Source organism: Streptococcus infantis ATCC 700779 (assembly GCF_000187465.1).
Taxonomy (GTDB): Bacteria; Bacillota; Bacilli; order Lactobacillales; family Streptococcaceae; genus Streptococcus; species Streptococcus infantis.
Window position 1 is genome coordinate 1,234,458 of record NZ_GL732439.1, and the last position, 17,500, is coordinate 1,251,957.

The following is a 17,500-nucleotide window of genomic DNA, read 5'->3' on the forward strand; positions in this document are numbered from 1 at the left end:
TATATCTATAAAATGAGCGGATTGATTAGCTCCATCACCCTTTAAACTCTTGCAAAAACTCTTTAAGTTCTGCATCGGCTTCTGGCGTGGTTCCGTGGAGTTGACCGAGCATTTCAAGCAATGAAGCTGTTTGGCTTTCGATTGCTTGATTTGTCTGGTTAATCTTGCTGACGATGTCTGTCAGCGGCTCGACTTCTTCTTCCTCAAAGGTATCTACATAGCGAGGGATATTGAGGTTGTAGTCATTTTCAACGATTTCTTCATAGCTTGCTAGGTGGGCAAACTTATCCATCTCCTCATGTGACTTGTAGGCTTCCAGAATCTTCTCGATATGGGCATCCGTCATGATATTTTGGTTTTTGCCTTTATCAAACTCCTTAGAAGCATCGATAAAGTAAACATCACGATTGGTACGGTTCTTTTTAAGAATGATAACCGTAGTCGGAATGCTGGTATTAAAGAAGATATTGGCTGGTAGACCGATAACCGTATCAATGGCTCCTTCTTCTAACAAGGCCTTGCGAATGGTTCCCTCCGCATTTCCACGGAAGAGAACACCATGGGGAAGAACGATAGCCATGACCCCATTATCCTGCTTGAGGTGGTAATATCCATGCAAGAGGAAGGCAAAGTCAGCCTTGGACTGGGGCGCCAGTTTCCCAAAAGGAGAGAAACGAGGGTCATTCAGGAATCCAGAGCTTGCTGACCACTTGGCAGAGTATGGAGGATTCATGAGAACACCGTCAAAGTTAGTCGGCTCTTGAGTCGGCCAGTCTTCATCTAAAGTATCGGCATTGTGGAGAAATTGATTTTCAACAGGAACGCCGTGTAGGATCATGTTCATCCGAGCTAGGTTATAGGTCGAGGTATTGAGCTCCTGACCAAAGTAGACGACTGTCTGCGGTTTATGAGAATATTTCTTGGCATTGAGCAAGAGAGAGCCCGACCCCATAGTCGCATCATAGATGGTAAAACCTTCCTGGTCTTCACGACCCAAAAAGGCAATCTGAGTCATGAGCTTGGCAACAGGCTGAGGCGTATAGAACTCACCGGCTTTCTTACCCGAGTCAGTCGCAAACTGACCGATCAGATACTCATAGGCATCCCCCAGCATATCGCCAGCATGACCAGCCACATCTAGCACAGCCAACTCCTTCATGACTGCTGCTACCGTTTGGTTTTGCTTTTGCGGAGTTGCCCCTAACTTTTTAGAGTAGAGGTCGATATCTTCAAAGAGATTTTCATAGAGGTCGTCACTCTGCTCAATATCACGAAAACCTTGCGCCAGATCTTCCAGCTGGAAAGTCCCCTCATTGACACGTGCTACCAGAGCCGTAAAGGTCAAGTCTGGTTTGATGATATAGTTGAGCTCATCGTTCATGACAGAGACCAGATCCTCATGAGTATCTGCATCCTCGTAGTAATTGCGATAGACCTCAAGAGCATCCTCAAGACTATCTGTCCCCTCTTCCATAGTCTCAGCCACGAAAAAGAGCATCTTGTCTGACAGATACTTATAAAAGACCATGCCCAAGAGATAGGACTTGTAGTCATTAGCATCCATCTTAGAGCGGAGAACATCCGCTGAGTTCCACAGCGCTTGGTAGAGCGACTGGGAAGTTTGTGTTGTTTCCATAATGTTTCTTTCTAAGTTTTGCAATTTATTTTTAAATAAGTAATCATTTATAACAAATCACTTCATTTTCAATCGTTTGAATCAAGTCCAAAGGAATATCAGAGACTGGGAGTTGATAAACGATATTTTTTCGAGGGTTATAAAATCCAAGATTTTCGATAGACAGGAAGTCGGGGTCATAGGAATGTAGACCCATGATATAGTATACAAGGACTTGTAGTGTATGGTCTTTATTGGGGGCTGTTTTAGTCACCTTGAAATCCCATAATGTATCCTTGGTAAGAAAATCTCCATCCCCCTTATCAATCGTATCTGTATAACCTCCAAGAAAATGAAAGCCATCCTTTACCAAAGGACCATAGAGATCGAAGAAGCAAAGGCTTCGCTCCACCATGATACGAATATTCTCTATCGTTTCTGTATCCACTATAATTTCCTCAAAAGGTTTATAATACTTAATCCCCGCACGATAAACCACATCAAAAGAAGCCAAACGACAAGCACTTTCTATCGATAAGTCATCCAATCCTGTCACCAAATCGAGCAGTGCTTCTGCTAGGTCTCCCATGCCAACCTTATGAGCTCCCATGAGAGAAATTCTGAAAGCATCACTGGCTTCTGCCCCTTTCATAAGACGTGTCAAGTAGTCCACACAAATCCCTACCAAACTAGGAGATACAGACTCTACAGGATGCAGAACTCTGTGATCTTCGAACTGCTCTACTGAAAATAACTTGATGGGCAGATAACCACCTCGAGGTTGCTGAATGTCTTTTATACGCTGTGTTACAGATACCATGAGTTCTCCCTTAATTTATATAAAATACGTAATACTCCGTAATGTTTAGGTCATACTTATCCAAATTTGAAAATGATTCAATTCATTTTTTCTTTGCTCTCAGTTTTCTTGTGCCTGCTTCAACCTTATCAGCATTTTTCTTAGTTTCTAATTTTTCATTAAATACTGTTTTATCAATAATTGTTTTGATTAAATTATCAAGTTCTGTTCCTTCTGAATAATCTGCTGGTACAAAATAATCAATACGACTATCACGAATCATTTTGTGAACTTTAGTTCTGTCATTAGTTTTTGGATTGTATACACCGATAGAATAGCCACCTCTTGTTTTGACTAGCTTCATACAAGGTATATCAGTATCACTATCACCCAAATAAATCATATTTCTAAAAGGAACTCGTAAATTACTCTCTGGAAAAAATTTATTGACTGCGGAGTCATTTACATCTAAAACACCTTTGGTGATTCGAAATAAAAATTGCGTCTTATTGGTGTAATTCACTACTTGAGCTGGCCAGACTGCAACCCCATTTTCATCACAATAAAAAGAAGTCGCATAAATTTTCTTAAAGGCTCCCTTTTTAGCAATAGAAGTCCCCTCTATCATTTCTTTCAAACCCGATGAAATAATATAGTGCTCAACAGTTACACCTCGTTCTTCCCCATACTTTCTGATTCGTTCAAACCAGCCTTCAACCCCATCGAATAATGCTACTTCTGAACCAAATCTAGCTAACTCTGTTTTTGTGAATAAAACTTTTCCTGCAGATTCTGTTTTCATAGTATACATATAGGCTAGATTTTGATCCATATCATTTTTATAAGCAAAACCATTTGACTTATTCCAAAAATCTCCAATTTCATAACCTAGCTTCTGGATAAAACCTTGGGCTTGCATATCATCAGGAGACAGCGTTTTATCGAAATCATAACAAATAGCTACAACTGGTTTATCATCTTTAGTGAGACGATTAGATTTTATTTTTGACATAAGGCTATTCTCCTTTTTATATAAACATATCTTGTAAGAGTTTCTTTTTGAGTGTTTCAAGTTGAAAAATTTTATCTTGGTGAGCAACTATGAGGTTATCTAGATTTGAGAAATATATACCGATAGCTTGTTGTTCAGCAAAAGTTGGGATAATAATAGCAATATTCATAAAATCATCAAAACTAATATTTAACAATCCATCCATTCTCGCCCCTGATGAAACAAGTTTTCCTAATTCTCGATCTGGGATTTTTGTTGAAAACATTATTTCAATAAATTTTGCATCTGCAAGTTGATTAACTCTAAAACTATGATAAACCTTTGGAACAAGCGCTTCTTCATATTCCTTTAGCTCAAAAACAACTCCATATTTTGCTAATTTTGAATTACCGTGGTTATATGACAGTTCCCCTTTTTTTAACAGGGTATAGTTCTTTTGTTCTTTTCCAGCAATATTAGCAGAAAATCTATCAATTTGATTCATCCAACCGCCAGATGCAGAAATTGTTAAAGTTGGCAAATCCATTCTTCCATCATTACCCTGTACACGATGAGCGACATCTTTTAATTTAGCCTTTTTCCACTCATCTTCAAATCCATCCAAACGTATCTCAGGAACTGTCTGTCTAACTTTAGGAAACATCTTGGAGAGCATGGTCACCTTGAGAGATTGGTAATTGACAAGATTGTTCTTGTAGCTAGCAAGAAGATCGTCGAGGGTGCGAAAGAGGGAACCGATAGCGGATTGTTCGGGATAGGATGTCATGCCAATCTTCCAATCTCCATATTCTTTCCCATTAACCCCTGGTTGACCTGAACGTTGTGAGGTGATCTCAATAAACTGCTTATACTTATCAGTAAGCGTCTGTTGAAAAATAAAATTCCCATCATATGAATCATGTAATCTTGCTCTGATTAAGAATCCAGCATAATAAACTTCACCATCTGATTCTCTGTAAAGATAGGTTTTCCCAACACTTGCACCAGTACGTGCGAATAGGAGATCATTAATCCGCAATTTATAATTTTCATATTCCTCTTCAGTAAAATTGACATCTGGAGAACTAAGTTTATCAGTTAAAAACAATCTAGAAGAATCATCTATATCTGTGATTCTAAGATATTTATGAATACCATCAAAATCCTTAGCAGAAGCATTTAAACCATATTCAATAGAATTTGAGACTTTACTCAAACAATCTTTAAACCAATTATGTTCGAATTTCTTAAATCTTATATTAGGAGTTTTTTCTTTTTTCATAATTTACAGACACATATTTTATAAAAAGTTTCCGACAGAGCATTTAACTTTATATATTTCTTTCTTTCTTTGACCTCATGGTTGATCATATTGGATGTTTTTATTTCACAATTTAACTTTTCGTATGTCTTAGCATACGTTGAGGATAAACGTACTAAATCATAATTCGAATCATTATTATAGTTATAACCATCAGGAATTTCAATCAAGCCTAATCTTGCCAAATTTGCTAATGCAACCAAAACAACATCATAATCTCTATTTAGCCATGTAATATTTTCAATTGTAGAAACTTCAGAAACTTCATCACTATTAGAAACATATAAATCAATAATAGGTCTTATTGGCATCTCCATTATATCTTTAAACACAATCGCATCTATCGGACTAAGCTGTTTTATTATCTCAATAAAAGATGGATGAACTTTGTCTTTCTTTCCTAATACCATTGCTTTTGATAATAAATTTGCATACAAGTCTCTAAGTTCCTCACTATCCATCGAATACGAGAGCGCAATAATTGCAGGTATAGCGACATGTGGCTCTGGGCTAACCAAATCATCTTCCTTAACATGCTTTAATCGTTCTGCCAAAAGTAATTTAGTTTTTTCAATATTATATTCTTTATTCAGTAACCACATATCTAAAGGCTGAAAAAGAGCATTAATCAGTTTAAGAGGCCTCGCGATAAATTGACCTACCTCCCTTATAGCTGGTTTCCCTCCGTCATCATAAATATTCGGAATTACTTCCTTACCGATTTTAATAAGATCCTCTTCCTCAAACATTAAATACCTCTACAATAAAATCTAACTAATAAAATTTACAAAGAACTTATTGCTCTATACTTTTCAAAACTATACATATAAATTTCGTCAACTCTCAGCATCTGATATTTTTCTTTAACTTTTACAAAGTAAGAGCCAATTAGTTCCTTTGGAATTACCTCATTAGATGGTTCTTCTGCTTTCGAATCACCACGCATAGTCAACCATGGTTCTTCTTCATGAGTAAATTCTTCTAATACTTTTCCATTAAATATAGCAAAATTCTTCAATATACTATCGATCAAACTACGTTCAAAAAATGTAAGTCCATCTCCAGGATTACTATTTAAATTCAATTGGATTGGATTATATCCAAAACTGCTATATTTAAAATAAACATCTCTATATACAGGACCATGTACCCACGCCTCACAGTCACTAAGAAAAATATAATCTTTCTTAAAAGCAAAATAAAATCCTTGTACATAATATAAAAGTTTTTGTAAAGCTAACGGTGTAATCTCATTATTTTTTGATAATAAATAGTGAATAACTTGAGTAAGTTTATCATCATTTTCATTATTTAAAATTTCGTCAACCTTTTCTACACTCTTATTAAATGCTACATCTGAAATATTATCTTTATTTGTGACCAAAATTTCTTTAAAAGTATCGGGTTTTTCTAATATTTCTTTCAATTTATCAGAATAAGCAGGTTTTGGAATATCACCAGTTAAATATCTTTGAATAGTATTAACTCCCCATCCCAAAAGTTGAGCTAATGGTTTAGCTCCAATACTATATTTTTTCGTAATATTTATTATATCTTCATTGGAGATAATACCATTCTCGCTCCTAAAAGCTTCATAGATAGCTTGTTTATTATATTCGTTAATTTCTTCAACATAAACAGGCTTATTACAATTAACACAATAAGCAGTCTTACCTGAAAAAGTATATTTTTTTCCTTTTAATGACCGTGTTAATTCTTCATCCACTACTTTATAATTTACAGACTCTAAGCAATTTTCGCATAATATTTTTTTATTATTCATTATTAGTCTCCTTTCAAGAGAGAGGTCTTCTCTTAAAGAGGGAAAATTTATTTAAATTGATAATTCAACGCTTTTGATTCATCCGGCCTATGAAAAGATACAACAACTAAAAAAGGTTGGTTTGCCTTATCATTTTTAATTATTATTTTAACGTAAACAATAACTTGCAACTCGTCACCAAATAAATCTGTTAAAGTAAATTCAGGCGCAAACAGATAATAATCTTCATGATTCCGTAAAACATCATACGGATGTAAACACTCACAAAAATCGCTATACTCGATTTGCATTAATAACTTACAAATTTCTTCATCCTTCAAATTAAATTCACTCATGAATTCTTCGTTCTTTTCACGATTTTCTCCAGTTGAAATCATGTAGCTTTTACTCTGAATTAGGCTTTTAATTTCTTCTAATAAATCTTCGATTTCTAATTTACTATACATTAAAAAGTATTAACCTTTCTGTTTAATTGCCATTTAGTTCCCTCCTTAATTACACATTAATAGTAACATTTTTTTTAAAAAAAGTCAAAAAAAGCACTATTTTTTTAAAAATAGTGCTTTTTATCTCCCAACCCTGAGTGGCTCAATCACTTCTTCAATCAGTTGGGTATAGGCTTCTTTGATTTGTTTTTTATAGAGGAGTGGGTTGAGGGCATCTGTCACCTCAACTTTATAGTCCTTGTAGCGCTGGCTCTTGGTCAGTTGACTTTCTCCTAGTTGTTTTTTTGCTCCCTTGCGGTAGTGATTGACATAGTAGCGGAGTTCATCTTCACCGACATACCAGTTCTTACTAAAGTCTTGGATATGCTGCTGGATGACTGCCTCAATCATCTGGTCCAAGATATTGGCGATGGATTGACCTCTGTAGCGGTCAGGATTTGCCTGTACTTCTTGCCAAAGTTCTGAGATGATCTGGGCAAGGTTTGGATTGGTCTTCTCCAGACTTTGGATATAGGTATCCACCGCTTCTCTGTCCTGTGCGCTGAGACTCTTTTCCTGACTTTGCTCTTGCTCAATCAGGCTTTGGATCAGGGTCAGTATATAGGCATAGTTGATCTCATCGACTTGGATAGACTCCAGTTCGTAGTGGATATCCAGTGGCTCCCCATCCTCATCACCATCTTCTGAACGACTTTTAAGTTCGGCAAGGATATTTTGATAGAAGCCTAGATAGTTCTCCAATTCTTCTGCAGTTAGTCCAGTCTCTGCATAGATTTCTTCCTCGTCATACTCTTTATAAACTCGGATAGAAGCCAAGTATTTATCAAAGGATTGATAAGCCTTGGCTAGTTTTCTCAATTCAGGTGTAGAGATTTGCTCGATTTGGAGTCCTTCTTCGGGGTCATCGGTGATTAGATTTCGGAAATCACTACAACTTCGCAGAAAGTTTCTCTTTTCTTCTTCCCAGCTAGGTGCTAGGACATCATTTTCTCCACCATTTGAGTAGAGTTTGAGGGCATTATCCACTGCTTCTTTAAAGGCTATAGGCTTTTGGAAAGTGATGATATGCCCATAGGTCTTACTAGAATCAAAGATACGGTTGGTACGACTAAAGGCCTGAATCAAATCCTGCGGTTGCATGGGCTTTCTGTCGATAAAGAGGGTCGATAGACAAGGTGCATCAAATCCTGTTAAGAGACGATTGACCACGATAACCATGTCCAACTGCTCATTGCGATAGAGATACTTGTCTTGTTTACGGGCAAGGCGGTTATTGACATCAGTATTAAAGCCACGAAGATCCGCCATAGTAAAGTGAGTATCAAACTCTTGGTTATAGTCCTCTAAGACCTGTTTCATGTGGTCTTGGTTGGCTCTTGAGTCTTCTTCATTTTCAGTGACAGAGTAGGTAATGGTCGCCTTTGGAAAGTCTGGAAGAACCATCTTGACTCTCTCTGATACCTTGACTCGTGTCTGACCAGCCTTGACTCTTTTTAGAAGGTCATAGTAGGCTTGGGCTTGAGGGATAGACTTGACTGTCAGGATGGCATTGTAGGTATTGCCGACTCCTTTTTGGAAGCCTAGTTGTTGGCGGGATTTATTGATAATAGCATCCAAGACTTCCAGCATGTGCTCCTCATTCTCGTAGACCGTATCTGGTATGCCGTTTTCAGCCTGGTCTGTGATGAGGGTATTGCGATAATCCACCTTAAAGCCTAAGACAGCTCCGTCGTGGATGGCTTCCTTGACTGTATACTCATGGAGACGGTCTCCATACTGTTGCTGGGTGGTTTGAGCTAGGTCGCCGACTTGCTGGCGTTTATTTTCCTTAAAGATGGGGGTACCTGTAAAACCATACCAGAGGGACTGAGGGAAAAAGGCTTTAATGTCTTTTTGTGTTTGTGGAGTAACGGCACGGTGGCATTCATCTACAACAAAGGCCACTCGGAGTCCCTTGATTTTGTCCGCATCTCGTTGGTAAAGACCTTGGTCAAACTTGCGCATCATGGTGGTGATTTTCTGGATGGTAGTCACCACGACACGTTTATCATTACTTCCTAGTCGCTTGACCAAATCAAGGGTATTGTCCGTCTCATCGATATCAATGACATCATTGGTCGCATAAGAGAGGAAGGATGATGTGGTCTGTTGGTCCAAGTCCCTGCGGTCAACGACAAAAATAGTCTTTTGGATCGATGGAATTTGAAGGAGGTTCCTTGCCACCTTATAAGAAGTCAGGGTCTTTCCTGAACCAGTTGTATGCCAAACATAGCCTGATGCTTGCTGGCGAGAAGCCTCCTGCACCGCTTCGATAGCATGGATCTGGTAGGGGCGCAAGAGGATGAGAGATTTCTTGCTATCATCAATGACAGAATACTGCATGACCATCTGATGGGCACGAGGGATCGAAAGGACTTCGTGGGCAAAGCTAGTCAGGTTTGTCACAGGATGATTATCCTTATCCACCCACTTGGTTAGAAATTGCTTGTTAAGTTTATTTTCACGAGCTGCAGCGATATAGCGAGTATCTACTTTGTTCGTCACGACAAACATCTGCAAGCTAGAGTAGATACCACGGAATTTCCCTTCACGGTCATATTTTTTAATCTGATGAAAAGCATCGATAAATGCTGCTTGGGTGCTCTTGAGCTCGATTTGAATCATAGGCAAGCCATTGATGAGAAGAGTAACATCCAGTCTACGGTCTTGGTCCAGAGGATTTACTTTTTCCCGTTGGACTTGATTGACAACTTCGTAGCTAGACTTTCCTGCTGCAATATTGTCACGCCAAATGACTGACAAACGGATGGTGCCTAGGCTCGCATCTTCTCTTTGAACCTCGACTTTGGCAATGCCATTTTCTCCGACCAACCACTTGGCAGCATCATAGTAGCTGACAAAGTTGAGTTGGTTCTGAATCTGGCGTTTTTCCTGATCAGTCAAGGGATGGTCTGCTAGCAGAGCAACGTTGTTTTGGGCTAGTTTCTCGAAGAAATTGTCCCATAGTTGTTCTTCTGTTTTTAGGTCTTCTCTATAAGTCCATTGGCTTTCACCAGTTACCAGCTGGTTTATCAGTTGTTTTTCTATTTCCAGTTCTGGTTTTACCTGCATCTATATTTCTCCTTTTGGAAACCGCATTCTTCCTATTATTATATCATATTCCAGACAGAAAACGCCTTCTAGATCCTACTTCCTTCCCAAAAACCATGTAGTCTTTCTCCCTAAAATATGGTATAGTAGAATCATACTACACAAGAGGAGTTTACATGTCACACGAGAAAGAAATGAAAGCTGTTTCTCCCCTTCTACAGCAAGCCATTCATATTTCCTCCATCGTCGGTGGAGTTGCTACTGTAATATTCTGCATCTGGGCCTATCAGGCTGGTATCTTGCACTCCAAGGAAACCCTCTCTGCCTTTATCCAACAGGCGGGTATCTGGGGGCCACCGCTCTTTATCTTTTTACAGATTTTGCAGACGGTTGTTCCTATCATTCCAGGTGCTCTTACCTCCGTTGCAGGTGTCTTTATCTATGGTCACATCATCGGGACCATCTACAACTATATCGGTATTGTCATTGGTTGTGCTATTATCTTTTACTTGGTGCGTCTCTACGGAGCACCCTTTGTCCAGTCCATGGTCAGCAAGCGTACCTATGACAAGTATATCGGGTGGTTAGATGAAGGCAATCGCTTTGACCGATTCTTTATCTTTATGATGATTTGGCCAGTTAGTCCAGCTGATTTTCTCTGCATGTTGGCTGCTTTGACCAAGATGAGCTTCAAGCGGTATATGACCATTATCATCCTGACCAAACCCTTTACCCTGGTTGTTTACACTTATGGCTTGACTTATATCATCGATTACTTTTGGCAGATGTTTGGCTAATACACAAAAAACTCAAGGATTCATCCTTGAGTTTTTCTTTGTTAGGCTTCTTTTTTCAATAAAAGGGAAACAAGCACTGATGTAGCAATCATCCATGCTCCTAGAATGATAAAGGTCATTCGACCATCTGTAGTTACCAAGCTAATCCCTGAAAGAACGAAGGGTGTTAATGATGCTCCAAAAGAACATCCCAAAACAGCATAGGAAGTTGCTTTGTTGAGGAGTTTTGCAGGAATTCGCTCAGATATCAACTGAAAGACTGTCGTCAGAGCGATACTGTAGGCAAATCCTCCCAGGATAGAACCTGCAACCACCACCCAGAGTGATGGGGAAAGAGCAATGATGATTTGCCCGATACCAAAAGTGACACCAGCGACCAATAGAAGTCTTTCCTTGAAGGCTGAAATTAGGAAAGAAAAGCTGATTCCAGCTAGAATACCGATTAACTGCATGGCACTAAGTACAAGACTCGACAACTGAGCATCTCCAAACCCAGCCTCAATCATGAGACTAGGGATACGGAAGGTGATAGCCGTATTGGTACATACAATCACTGCAGCTACAATAGCAAGGAAGAAAATAAGCTGTTTCATAGAAGCAGTCAATCTTACTGCTTCTTCTGTCTGATGCTTGGACTCATGAACTTCTGCTTTTCCATAAGGAACAAAGAGAAGGAAGAGTGCGAGAACCACTAAACCTGCTGCATAAACTAAGAAGGTTGCGGTCCAGCCAAATGCTAAGAGTTGACCGACTGCCAAAGTCAAGATAGAAGCTCCTACTACCTCAGCTGACCCACGAAAACCAAGCATTTGGATACGGGTTTTGCCGTGGTAACGTTCACTGATGATCGAGATAGCCTTGGCATTGAGCATCCCAACTCCAAGTCCAAATAGCAAGCGTGTCGCAAAGACAAAGTAATAGCCCTGATACCAGAAAGGTGCTGTTCCACTGATTGACAAGATCAAAAGTCCCAAGGTCAACTGGAGGCGTTCAGGAAAAATACGCTCTAAAACTCCGTTCAATAAAAGCATGGCCATAATCCCAAAGGATGGGAGGCTGACCAAGAGTTCGACCTGACCAGTCGAATAGCCCTGATAATAGTCAAACATGGCTGGCAGGGCGCTCGAAATAGAAAACGATGTGATCAATACTAACGATAGGGATAGTATGCTCACTTTTTCCAAAAATTGTTTCATCTTTTCCTCATTCATTGTTCATTTTTCATATTAGTAAAAAGGTCCTTTCCTATCATACACTCTTTACCCAAAATTGGCAAGCGACTGAGCACCAAGACCAACAGAAAAAGCGGGGCATCAAGAGCTGTGAAGTCTTGATGACATCCCACTTTTTTATGTGTTTTATCCAGTTATGTGACTTAGATTTTCAAGAATCGACGCATTGAGATTCCTGAACCTAGTGAACCGATACAGATTCCGATGAGGAACAAGAGACCGATCATCAATGGAATAAAGGTATTCGGTGTAATCAAAGATAGGTTTTGACCAACCAAGGATGGGTTGACAGATTGGAACACTCGGTTATAGATAAAGTAAACCAATGCTGATGGAAGAGCTGCTCCCAACAATCCGATAAAGGCACCTTCTAGCAAGAATGGGCCACGGATATAACCGTTCTTGGCACCAACCAAACGCATGATTTGGATTTCACGGCTACGTGAAATGATAGTAATACGGATGGTATTTGAAATCAAGAAGACTGCGATGAAGATCAAGAGTCCTGCGATGACCAATCCCCATACACGGATGAAGGAAGCCAACTTGAAGAGACGTTCGGTATTGGCACCACCGTCTTGAACTTCAGAGACACCTTCAATCTTTTTAGCTTCTTCAGCTACAGGTTTTACATCACTTGGTGAATTGGTATCTACGATGTAGGCATCATGAAGAGGGTTTGCATCTCCTTCAAACACCTTCCACTCATCACCCATAGTTTCAGTCAGCTTTTGGTACTGCTCTTCTTTACTTGAGAAGGTTACATTTTTAACAGCTGGCAGAGCTTTAAGGGCGTTATAGACCTTGTGGTAGTCATTGTTCGTGACTGTTTGGCCTTCTTTTACAATGGTTTCACTGTTGTCTTCAACGTCTTTACGAACATAAACCATGACGCGGACGTTGTTCTCAATATCAGTTGCTAATTTCGCAGTATTGAAGATAACTGAAGCAAAGATAGCAACCAAGGTCAAGGTAATCATTACTGAACTGACAGCAGCAATGGTCATCCATCCATTACGCTTTAAGCTTTTTAAAGCTTCGAACAGATGGCGGAAAAATCTACTAATCATCGTATCCGTACTCTCCTTTCGCTTCATCACGTACCACGCGACCATTCTCGATGGCAATAACGCGGTGGCGCAAGGTATTTACGATTTGGCTGTTGTGGGTCGCCATCAAAACAGTTGTCCCTTGAAGATTGATACGTTCCAAGAGGTTCATGATTTCCCATGAGTTATCTGGGTCCAAGTTTCCTGTTGGTTCGTCGGCAATCAAAACCTTAGGATTGTTTACGATAGCACGCGCAATGGCGATACGTTGTTGCTCACCACCTGAAAGTTCATTTGGGAATGAACGAACCTTGTGCTTCAAACCGACAAGGTCCAAGACTTCCATAACACGTTTTTTGATGTTACGACGACTTTCACCAACAACCTCCATGGCGTAAGCAATGTTCTCATAAACGGTTTTCTTTGGCAAAAGTTTGTAATCCTGAAAGACTACTCCAACGTTTCTACGCAAGAACGGAATGTCTTTCTTTTTAATTTTAACGAGGTTATAACCTGCAACTTGCAAGCTTCCTTTGTCGATTTTGACCTCACGATACAAGGCACGGATAAAAGTTGATTTACCAGCACCTGAAGGTCCTACGATGTAGGCAAATTCTCCTGCATCGATATTTACAGTGATGCCACGTAGGGCTGTTGTCCCGTTGTCGTATTTTTTGACAACATCTCTCATTTCAATGATTGACATGTGACTTCCTTTCTTTTAACTGATACGCCATTTCAGATAAGCATCGATGAAACCATCTAGGTCTCCATCCATAACCTTATCGACTTGCGCTACTTCAAAGTTGGTACGATGGTCTTTTACCATTGTATAAGGCGTAAATACATAGGAGCGGATTTGACTTCCCCATGTAATTTCCTTTTTCTCACCCTTGAGCGAGTCTACCTCAGCAGCTTTCTTTTCCTGCTCCATCTGATAGAGTTTTGCCTGAAGCATCTTCATAGCACGGTCACGGTTTCCGTACTGAGTACGGTCGACGGTTGATGCTACGACGATCCCTGTCGGAATGTGAGTCAAGCGGACACCTGTTGAAACCTTGTTGACGTTTTGTCCACCTGCTCCACCTGAACGGAAGGTATCCATCTTGATATCATCCTCACGGATGTCAACTTCGATGGTATCATCCAACTCTGGCATAACTTCTACAGAAGTAAATGAGGTGTGGCGACGTTTAGCAGAGTCAAATGGAGAGATACGGACCAAACGGTGAACTCCCATCTCTGACTTGAGAAGACCATAAGCATTTGGTCCTTCAAAAGACAAGGTTACTGACTTGATTCCTGCTTCATCACCTGCTTGGTAGTCTAAGACCTCAACCTTGAAGCCTTTGGCATTTCCATAGCGAGTATACATACGAAGGAGCATATCGCCCCAGTCTTGAGCCTCTGTCCCCCCTGAACCAGGATGAATTTCAAGGATGGCATTGTTGTGATCGTAGGGCTCTGACAAGAGAAGGGTCATTTCGTAGCTAGTCATCATCTGATCTAACTCAGAGAGTTTTTCAACCAGCTCATCCTTAACGGATTCATCCTCTGCCAAAAAGTCCAGTAAAATCTCAACTTCATCCTGCAACTCATCCATCTTGTGGAAGGTGTTGTAGGTATTTTTGAGTTCGTTTAATTCTTGCGACGTTTTTTGGGCCGCAATATTATCGTTCCAAAAATCAGGTTCTGTCATTTTGTTTTCCAAAATGGCAATTTCTTCCTCTAAACCTTCGAGGTCAAAGAGACCCCCTGAAAGAAGCTAATTTTTCACGATTTGCGTCAATTTTTTGACGAATTTCTGAAATGTCCATACATACTCCTTTTTTTGCATCTTATTATTATACCACAATTTTTTTTTTTATCTAATAGGTGTTTTGCTAATTTAGTATCAATATATTTCTGCAAGACATCTACTCGCCTGATTTCTAGCAAAATTTTAAAAACCTCACAAGAAATTTCTTATGAGATTTCGTAAATTTATACTACTTTTTACAAGTTAACAGTCAGCACTTGACCGTCTTTTACGACTTGTTCACCAGCGATATAGACATCATTAACATCACTGGATTTGACGGCATAAACGAGATGAGAAAGCATGTTTTCTTGAGGTTGAAGATGGATTTTTCCTTGGGGTTGGATGACGAGAAAATCAGCCTGTTTGCCGACTTCTAGACTACCAATCTCATCTTCCATTCCTAACACCTTAGCACCCTCGATTGTCAAGGCCTTGAGGGCAGTTTCGATTGGAAATTGGCTGGCATCGCCACTCTTCATCTTCTGTAAGAGTGCTGCAGTCCGCCCTTCCTCAAACATATCCAGGTTATTGTTAGAAGCAACTGAGTCAGTCGCAATCCCGACTGGCACTCCTGCCTTTTTAAGTTGGACGATTGGTGCAATTCCTGAGGCTAGTTTGAGGTTGCTGATAGGATTGTGAGCGATAGCGACTTGCGAATCTGCCAAGCGGGTAATTTCTGCTTCATTTAACTCCACACCATGGGCAAAGACAGCTTTATGGTCTAAATAGCCGAGCTCATCCAGAAAGGCTAATGGGCGTTTGCCATAACGTTTCAGGATAATGCCTGACTCTTCCTGAGTTTCTGCCACGTGGATATGAAGAGGAATGTTTTCTTCTTTTGCTAGCTCAAGACTTGCCTCCAGCAAATATCGACTACAACTGTAGGGCGAATGAGGGGCCACCATAACCTTGAAATTTGGGTCTTGGTAGCCTTTGATTGTCTCGATAACAGCTCGAGTTCTGGCTATAGTTTCAGCCGTCGTCTCCACATCTGAAGAAAAGAGGGTTGGAGAAAAATAGCAACGCATCTTGGATGCCTTGACTGCCTCATAAATCTCAGCTATATCTACTCCATTAGGATTGTACATATCATTGAAAGTTGTCGTTCCTGACTGGAGCATCTCTGTTAGCGCCTCTTTGACGGCCTTTGTAGTCATCTCTGGTGTGAATTCTGCTTCTGCTGGCCAGATATAGTCATTGAGCCATTCATGGAGATTACTGTCATCACGAATTCCCCTTAAACCGGTCATAGCAGAATGGGTATGGCAGTTGACCAAGCCAGGCATGATCCAGGCACCCTGATAGTCTATGATTTGATCTGCTTGTTTAAGAATCTCTTGGTTTTCGTGACCGACATAGACGATTTGGGATTCTTTGACAGCTAAAATCCCATCTAGATAGACATGGAAATCTTGGTCACAAGACACGATATTTACATGCTGAAAGACTTTCATCACTAGGCTCCTTTTCTATATAAGTATTCATACTGGATAATTTTTCTAGCTATTGTAACAAAAAAGTCACCCGAAGGCAACTTTTCTTATTGTTTATAGGGTTTAAAGTAAGAAAGTAAGTACTTCATGTGTCCCTTCTATTTCCAAAATGAAGAAGGTGGAAAAACCACCATCTTTTTACTTATTCAAATATGGAAGCAGGTAGCCATAACCAGCCTCTTCCATTTCATCCTTAGCAATGAATCGTAAGGAGGCAGAATTGATACAATAGCGGAAACCACCTAGTTCCTGAGGTCCATCTGTGAAGACGTGACCCAAGTGGGCATTTCCTGAACGAGAACGAACTTCGATTCGCTCCATGCCATGGCTCAAGTCTTGATAGTAATGGATAACCTCTTTAGAAATTGGTCGGCTAAAACTTGGCCAACCACATCCTGAGGCAAATTTATCCTTGGCAAAGAAGAGGGGCTCACCAGTCGTGATATCGACATAAATTCCTTCCTCAAAAGTTTGGTCATAAGCATTGCTAAAAGGAGCTTCCGTTGCTGCCTCTTGCGTGACTCTATAGGACTCTTCAGACAGTTGTTCTCGTAAAACTGCCTGACTCGGTTTTTCATAGTTGGCGGCATCTATCAGTGGTTTCTCAGCATCCCTCACATCAATATGGCAATAACCTCCAGGATTTTTCTTGAGGTAGTCTTGGTGATAGTCTTCAGCTAAGATATAGTGGCGAAGCTTCTCCACTTCCACTGCAATTTTACGACCAATGAGGAGTTCTTGTTCACGAACTACTGTATTGATAGTCGGTAAATCCTCTTCATCTTTGTAATAAATCCCTGTGCGGTATTGACGACCACGGTCATTCCCTTGTTGGTTGACAGAAAGGGGATCGATAACTCGGAAATAATAGAGTAAAATCTCACGGAGCGATACCACCTTTTCGTCGTAGACGACTTGCACAGTCTCGGCATGATCTGTTTCTTTAATCAATTGATAATTGGTGGTTTCTACTTGACCATTGGCATAACCAACACTTGTTTCAAGCACTCCAGAAATACGGGAAAAGTATTCTTCCAAGCCCCAAAAACAACCACCTGCTAAATATATTTCTGCCATTTCAAA

General features: G+C 40.0%; 14 protein-coding genes and 1 pseudogene. 1 reads left to right on the plus strand and 14 read right to left on the minus strand.

The window, feature by feature from the left end; genetic code table 11:
• Window positions 1-34: 34 nt before the first annotated feature.
• The 8 genes and pseudogenes from HMPREF9423_RS08495 to HMPREF9423_RS08530 form a co-directional block, all read right to left on the minus strand.
• Window positions 35-1,636 (minus strand): type I restriction-modification system subunit M, encoded by a 1,602-nt coding sequence (locus HMPREF9423_RS08495; protein ID WP_006148908.1) that lies wholly within the window; start codon window positions 1,634-1,636, stop codon window positions 35-37.
• Window positions 1,637-1,679: 43 nt separating this feature from the next.
• On the minus strand, window positions 1,680-2,435 hold the full coding sequence (locus HMPREF9423_RS08500; protein WP_006148909.1) for a hypothetical protein: 756 nt from the start codon (window positions 2,433-2,435) through the stop codon (window positions 1,680-1,682).
• Between the two features lie 115 nt (window positions 2,436-2,550).
• A pseudogene (locus HMPREF9423_RS08505) lies at window positions 2,551-3,426 on the minus strand (HAD family hydrolase); the annotation flags it as partial.
• Between the two features lie 16 nt (window positions 3,427-3,442).
• Window positions 3,443-4,687, minus strand: a complete 1,245-nt coding sequence (locus HMPREF9423_RS08510) for a restriction endonuclease subunit S (protein WP_006148911.1) — start codon at window positions 4,685-4,687, stop codon at window positions 3,443-3,445.
• Window positions 4,684-5,475 (minus strand): DUF4393 domain-containing protein, encoded by a 792-nt coding sequence (locus HMPREF9423_RS08515; protein WP_006148912.1) that lies wholly within the window; start codon window positions 5,473-5,475, stop codon window positions 4,684-4,686. Before HMPREF9423_RS08515 ends, HMPREF9423_RS08510 begins: the two co-directional genes overlap by 4 nt.
• 35 nt (window positions 5,476-5,510) lie before the next feature.
• Entirely contained in the window at window positions 5,511-6,509 is a 999-nt protein-coding gene (locus HMPREF9423_RS08520; protein WP_006148913.1) for a type II TA system antitoxin MqsA family protein, read from the minus strand.
• 47 nt (window positions 6,510-6,556) lie between these two features.
• Entirely contained in the window at window positions 6,557-6,955 is a 399-nt protein-coding gene (locus HMPREF9423_RS08525) for a hypothetical protein (RefSeq protein WP_006148914.1), read from the minus strand.
• Window positions 6,956-7,075: 120 nt separating this feature from the next.
• Window positions 7,076-10,066, minus strand: coding sequence for a type I restriction endonuclease subunit R (locus tag HMPREF9423_RS08530; RefSeq protein WP_006148915.1), 2,991 nt, complete (start codon window positions 10,064-10,066; stop codon window positions 7,076-7,078).
• Between the two features lie 155 nt (window positions 10,067-10,221).
• Here HMPREF9423_RS08530 and HMPREF9423_RS08535 point away from each other — a divergent pair, with 155 nt between their 5' ends.
• Complete coding sequence (locus tag HMPREF9423_RS08535) at window positions 10,222-10,842, plus strand: TVP38/TMEM64 family protein (protein WP_006148916.1); 621 nt, start codon at window positions 10,222-10,224, stop codon at window positions 10,840-10,842.
• Window positions 10,843-10,883: 41 nt separating this feature from the next.
• Here HMPREF9423_RS08535 and HMPREF9423_RS08540 read toward each other — a convergent pair whose 3' ends face one another.
• From HMPREF9423_RS08540 to msrB, 6 genes are all read right to left on the minus strand, one after another.
• Window positions 10,884-12,038, minus strand: a complete 1,155-nt coding sequence (locus HMPREF9423_RS08540; protein ID WP_025170200.1) for an MFS transporter — start codon at window positions 12,036-12,038, stop codon at window positions 10,884-10,886.
• Window positions 12,039-12,217: 179 nt separating this feature from the next.
• On the minus strand, window positions 12,218-13,144 hold the full coding sequence (gene ftsX, locus HMPREF9423_RS08545; RefSeq protein WP_004251331.1) for a permease-like cell division protein FtsX: 927 nt from the start codon (window positions 13,142-13,144) through the stop codon (window positions 12,218-12,220).
• Window positions 13,137-13,829: a cell division ATP-binding protein FtsE gene (gene ftsE, locus HMPREF9423_RS08550; RefSeq protein WP_004251332.1), complete on the minus strand. Its 693-nt coding sequence runs from the start codon at window positions 13,827-13,829 to the stop codon at window positions 13,137-13,139. Before ftsE ends, ftsX begins: the two co-directional genes overlap by 8 nt.
• A gap of 15 nt (window positions 13,830-13,844) precedes the next feature.
• Window positions 13,845-14,940, minus strand: a protein-coding gene (prfB, locus tag HMPREF9423_RS08555) for a peptide chain release factor 2 (RefSeq protein WP_115253954.1) whose coding sequence is annotated in 2 segments (ribosomal slippage) — window positions 13,845-14,867 and window positions 14,869-14,940 — 1,095 coding nt in all. Because the reading frame shifts where the segments join, the coding sequence is not laid out codon by codon here.
• Window positions 14,941-15,118: 178 nt separating this feature from the next.
• Complete coding sequence (locus tag HMPREF9423_RS08560) at window positions 15,119-16,378, minus strand: TRZ/ATZ family protein (RefSeq protein ID WP_006148920.1); 1,260 nt, start codon at window positions 16,376-16,378, stop codon at window positions 15,119-15,121.
• A 177-nt stretch (window positions 16,379-16,555) separates the two neighbouring features.
• Window positions 16,556-17,494, minus strand: coding sequence for a peptide-methionine (R)-S-oxide reductase MsrB (gene msrB / locus HMPREF9423_RS08565; RefSeq protein ID WP_006148921.1), 939 nt, complete (start codon window positions 17,492-17,494; stop codon window positions 16,556-16,558).
• Window positions 17,495-17,500 lie beyond the last annotated feature (6 nt).

Coding starts and splice junctions, on each gene's coding strand:
- HMPREF9423_RS08495 (WP_006148908.1), bottom strand. CDS start 1,636: ATGGAAACAACACAAACTTCCCAGTCGCTCTACCAAGCGCTGTGGAAC.
- HMPREF9423_RS08500 (WP_006148909.1), bottom strand. CDS start 2,435: ATGGTATCTGTAACACAGCGTATAAAAGACATTCAGCAACCTCGAGGT.
- HMPREF9423_RS08510 (WP_006148911.1), bottom strand. CDS start 4,687: ATGAAAAAAGAAAAAACTCCTAATATAAGATTTAAGAAATTCGAACAT.
- HMPREF9423_RS08515 (WP_006148912.1), bottom strand. CDS start 5,475: ATGTTTGAGGAAGAGGATCTTATTAAAATCGGTAAGGAAGTAATTCCG.
- HMPREF9423_RS08520 (WP_006148913.1), bottom strand. CDS start 6,509: ATGAATAATAAAAAAATATTATGCGAAAATTGCTTAGAGTCTGTAAAT.
- HMPREF9423_RS08525 (WP_006148914.1), bottom strand. CDS start 6,955: ATGTATAGTAAATTAGAAATCGAAGATTTATTAGAAGAAATTAAAAGC.
- HMPREF9423_RS08530 (WP_006148915.1), bottom strand. CDS start 10,066: ATGCAGGTAAAACCAGAACTGGAAATAGAAAAACAACTGATAAACCAG.
- HMPREF9423_RS08535 (WP_006148916.1), top strand. CDS start 10,222: ATGTCACACGAGAAAGAAATGAAAGCTGTTTCTCCCCTTCTACAGCAA.
- HMPREF9423_RS08540 (WP_025170200.1), bottom strand. CDS start 12,038: ATGAAACAATTTTTGGAAAAAGTGAGCATACTATCCCTATCGTTAGTA.
- ftsX (WP_004251331.1), bottom strand. CDS start 13,144: ATGATTAGTAGATTTTTCCGCCATCTGTTCGAAGCTTTAAAAAGCTTA.
- ftsE (WP_004251332.1), bottom strand. CDS start 13,829: ATGTCAATCATTGAAATGAGAGATGTTGTCAAAAAATACGACAACGGG.
- HMPREF9423_RS08560 (WP_006148920.1), bottom strand. CDS start 16,378: ATGAAAGTCTTTCAGCATGTAAATATCGTGTCTTGTGACCAAGATTTC.
- msrB (WP_006148921.1), bottom strand. CDS start 17,494: ATGGCAGAAATATATTTAGCAGGTGGTTGTTTTTGGGGCTTGGAAGAA.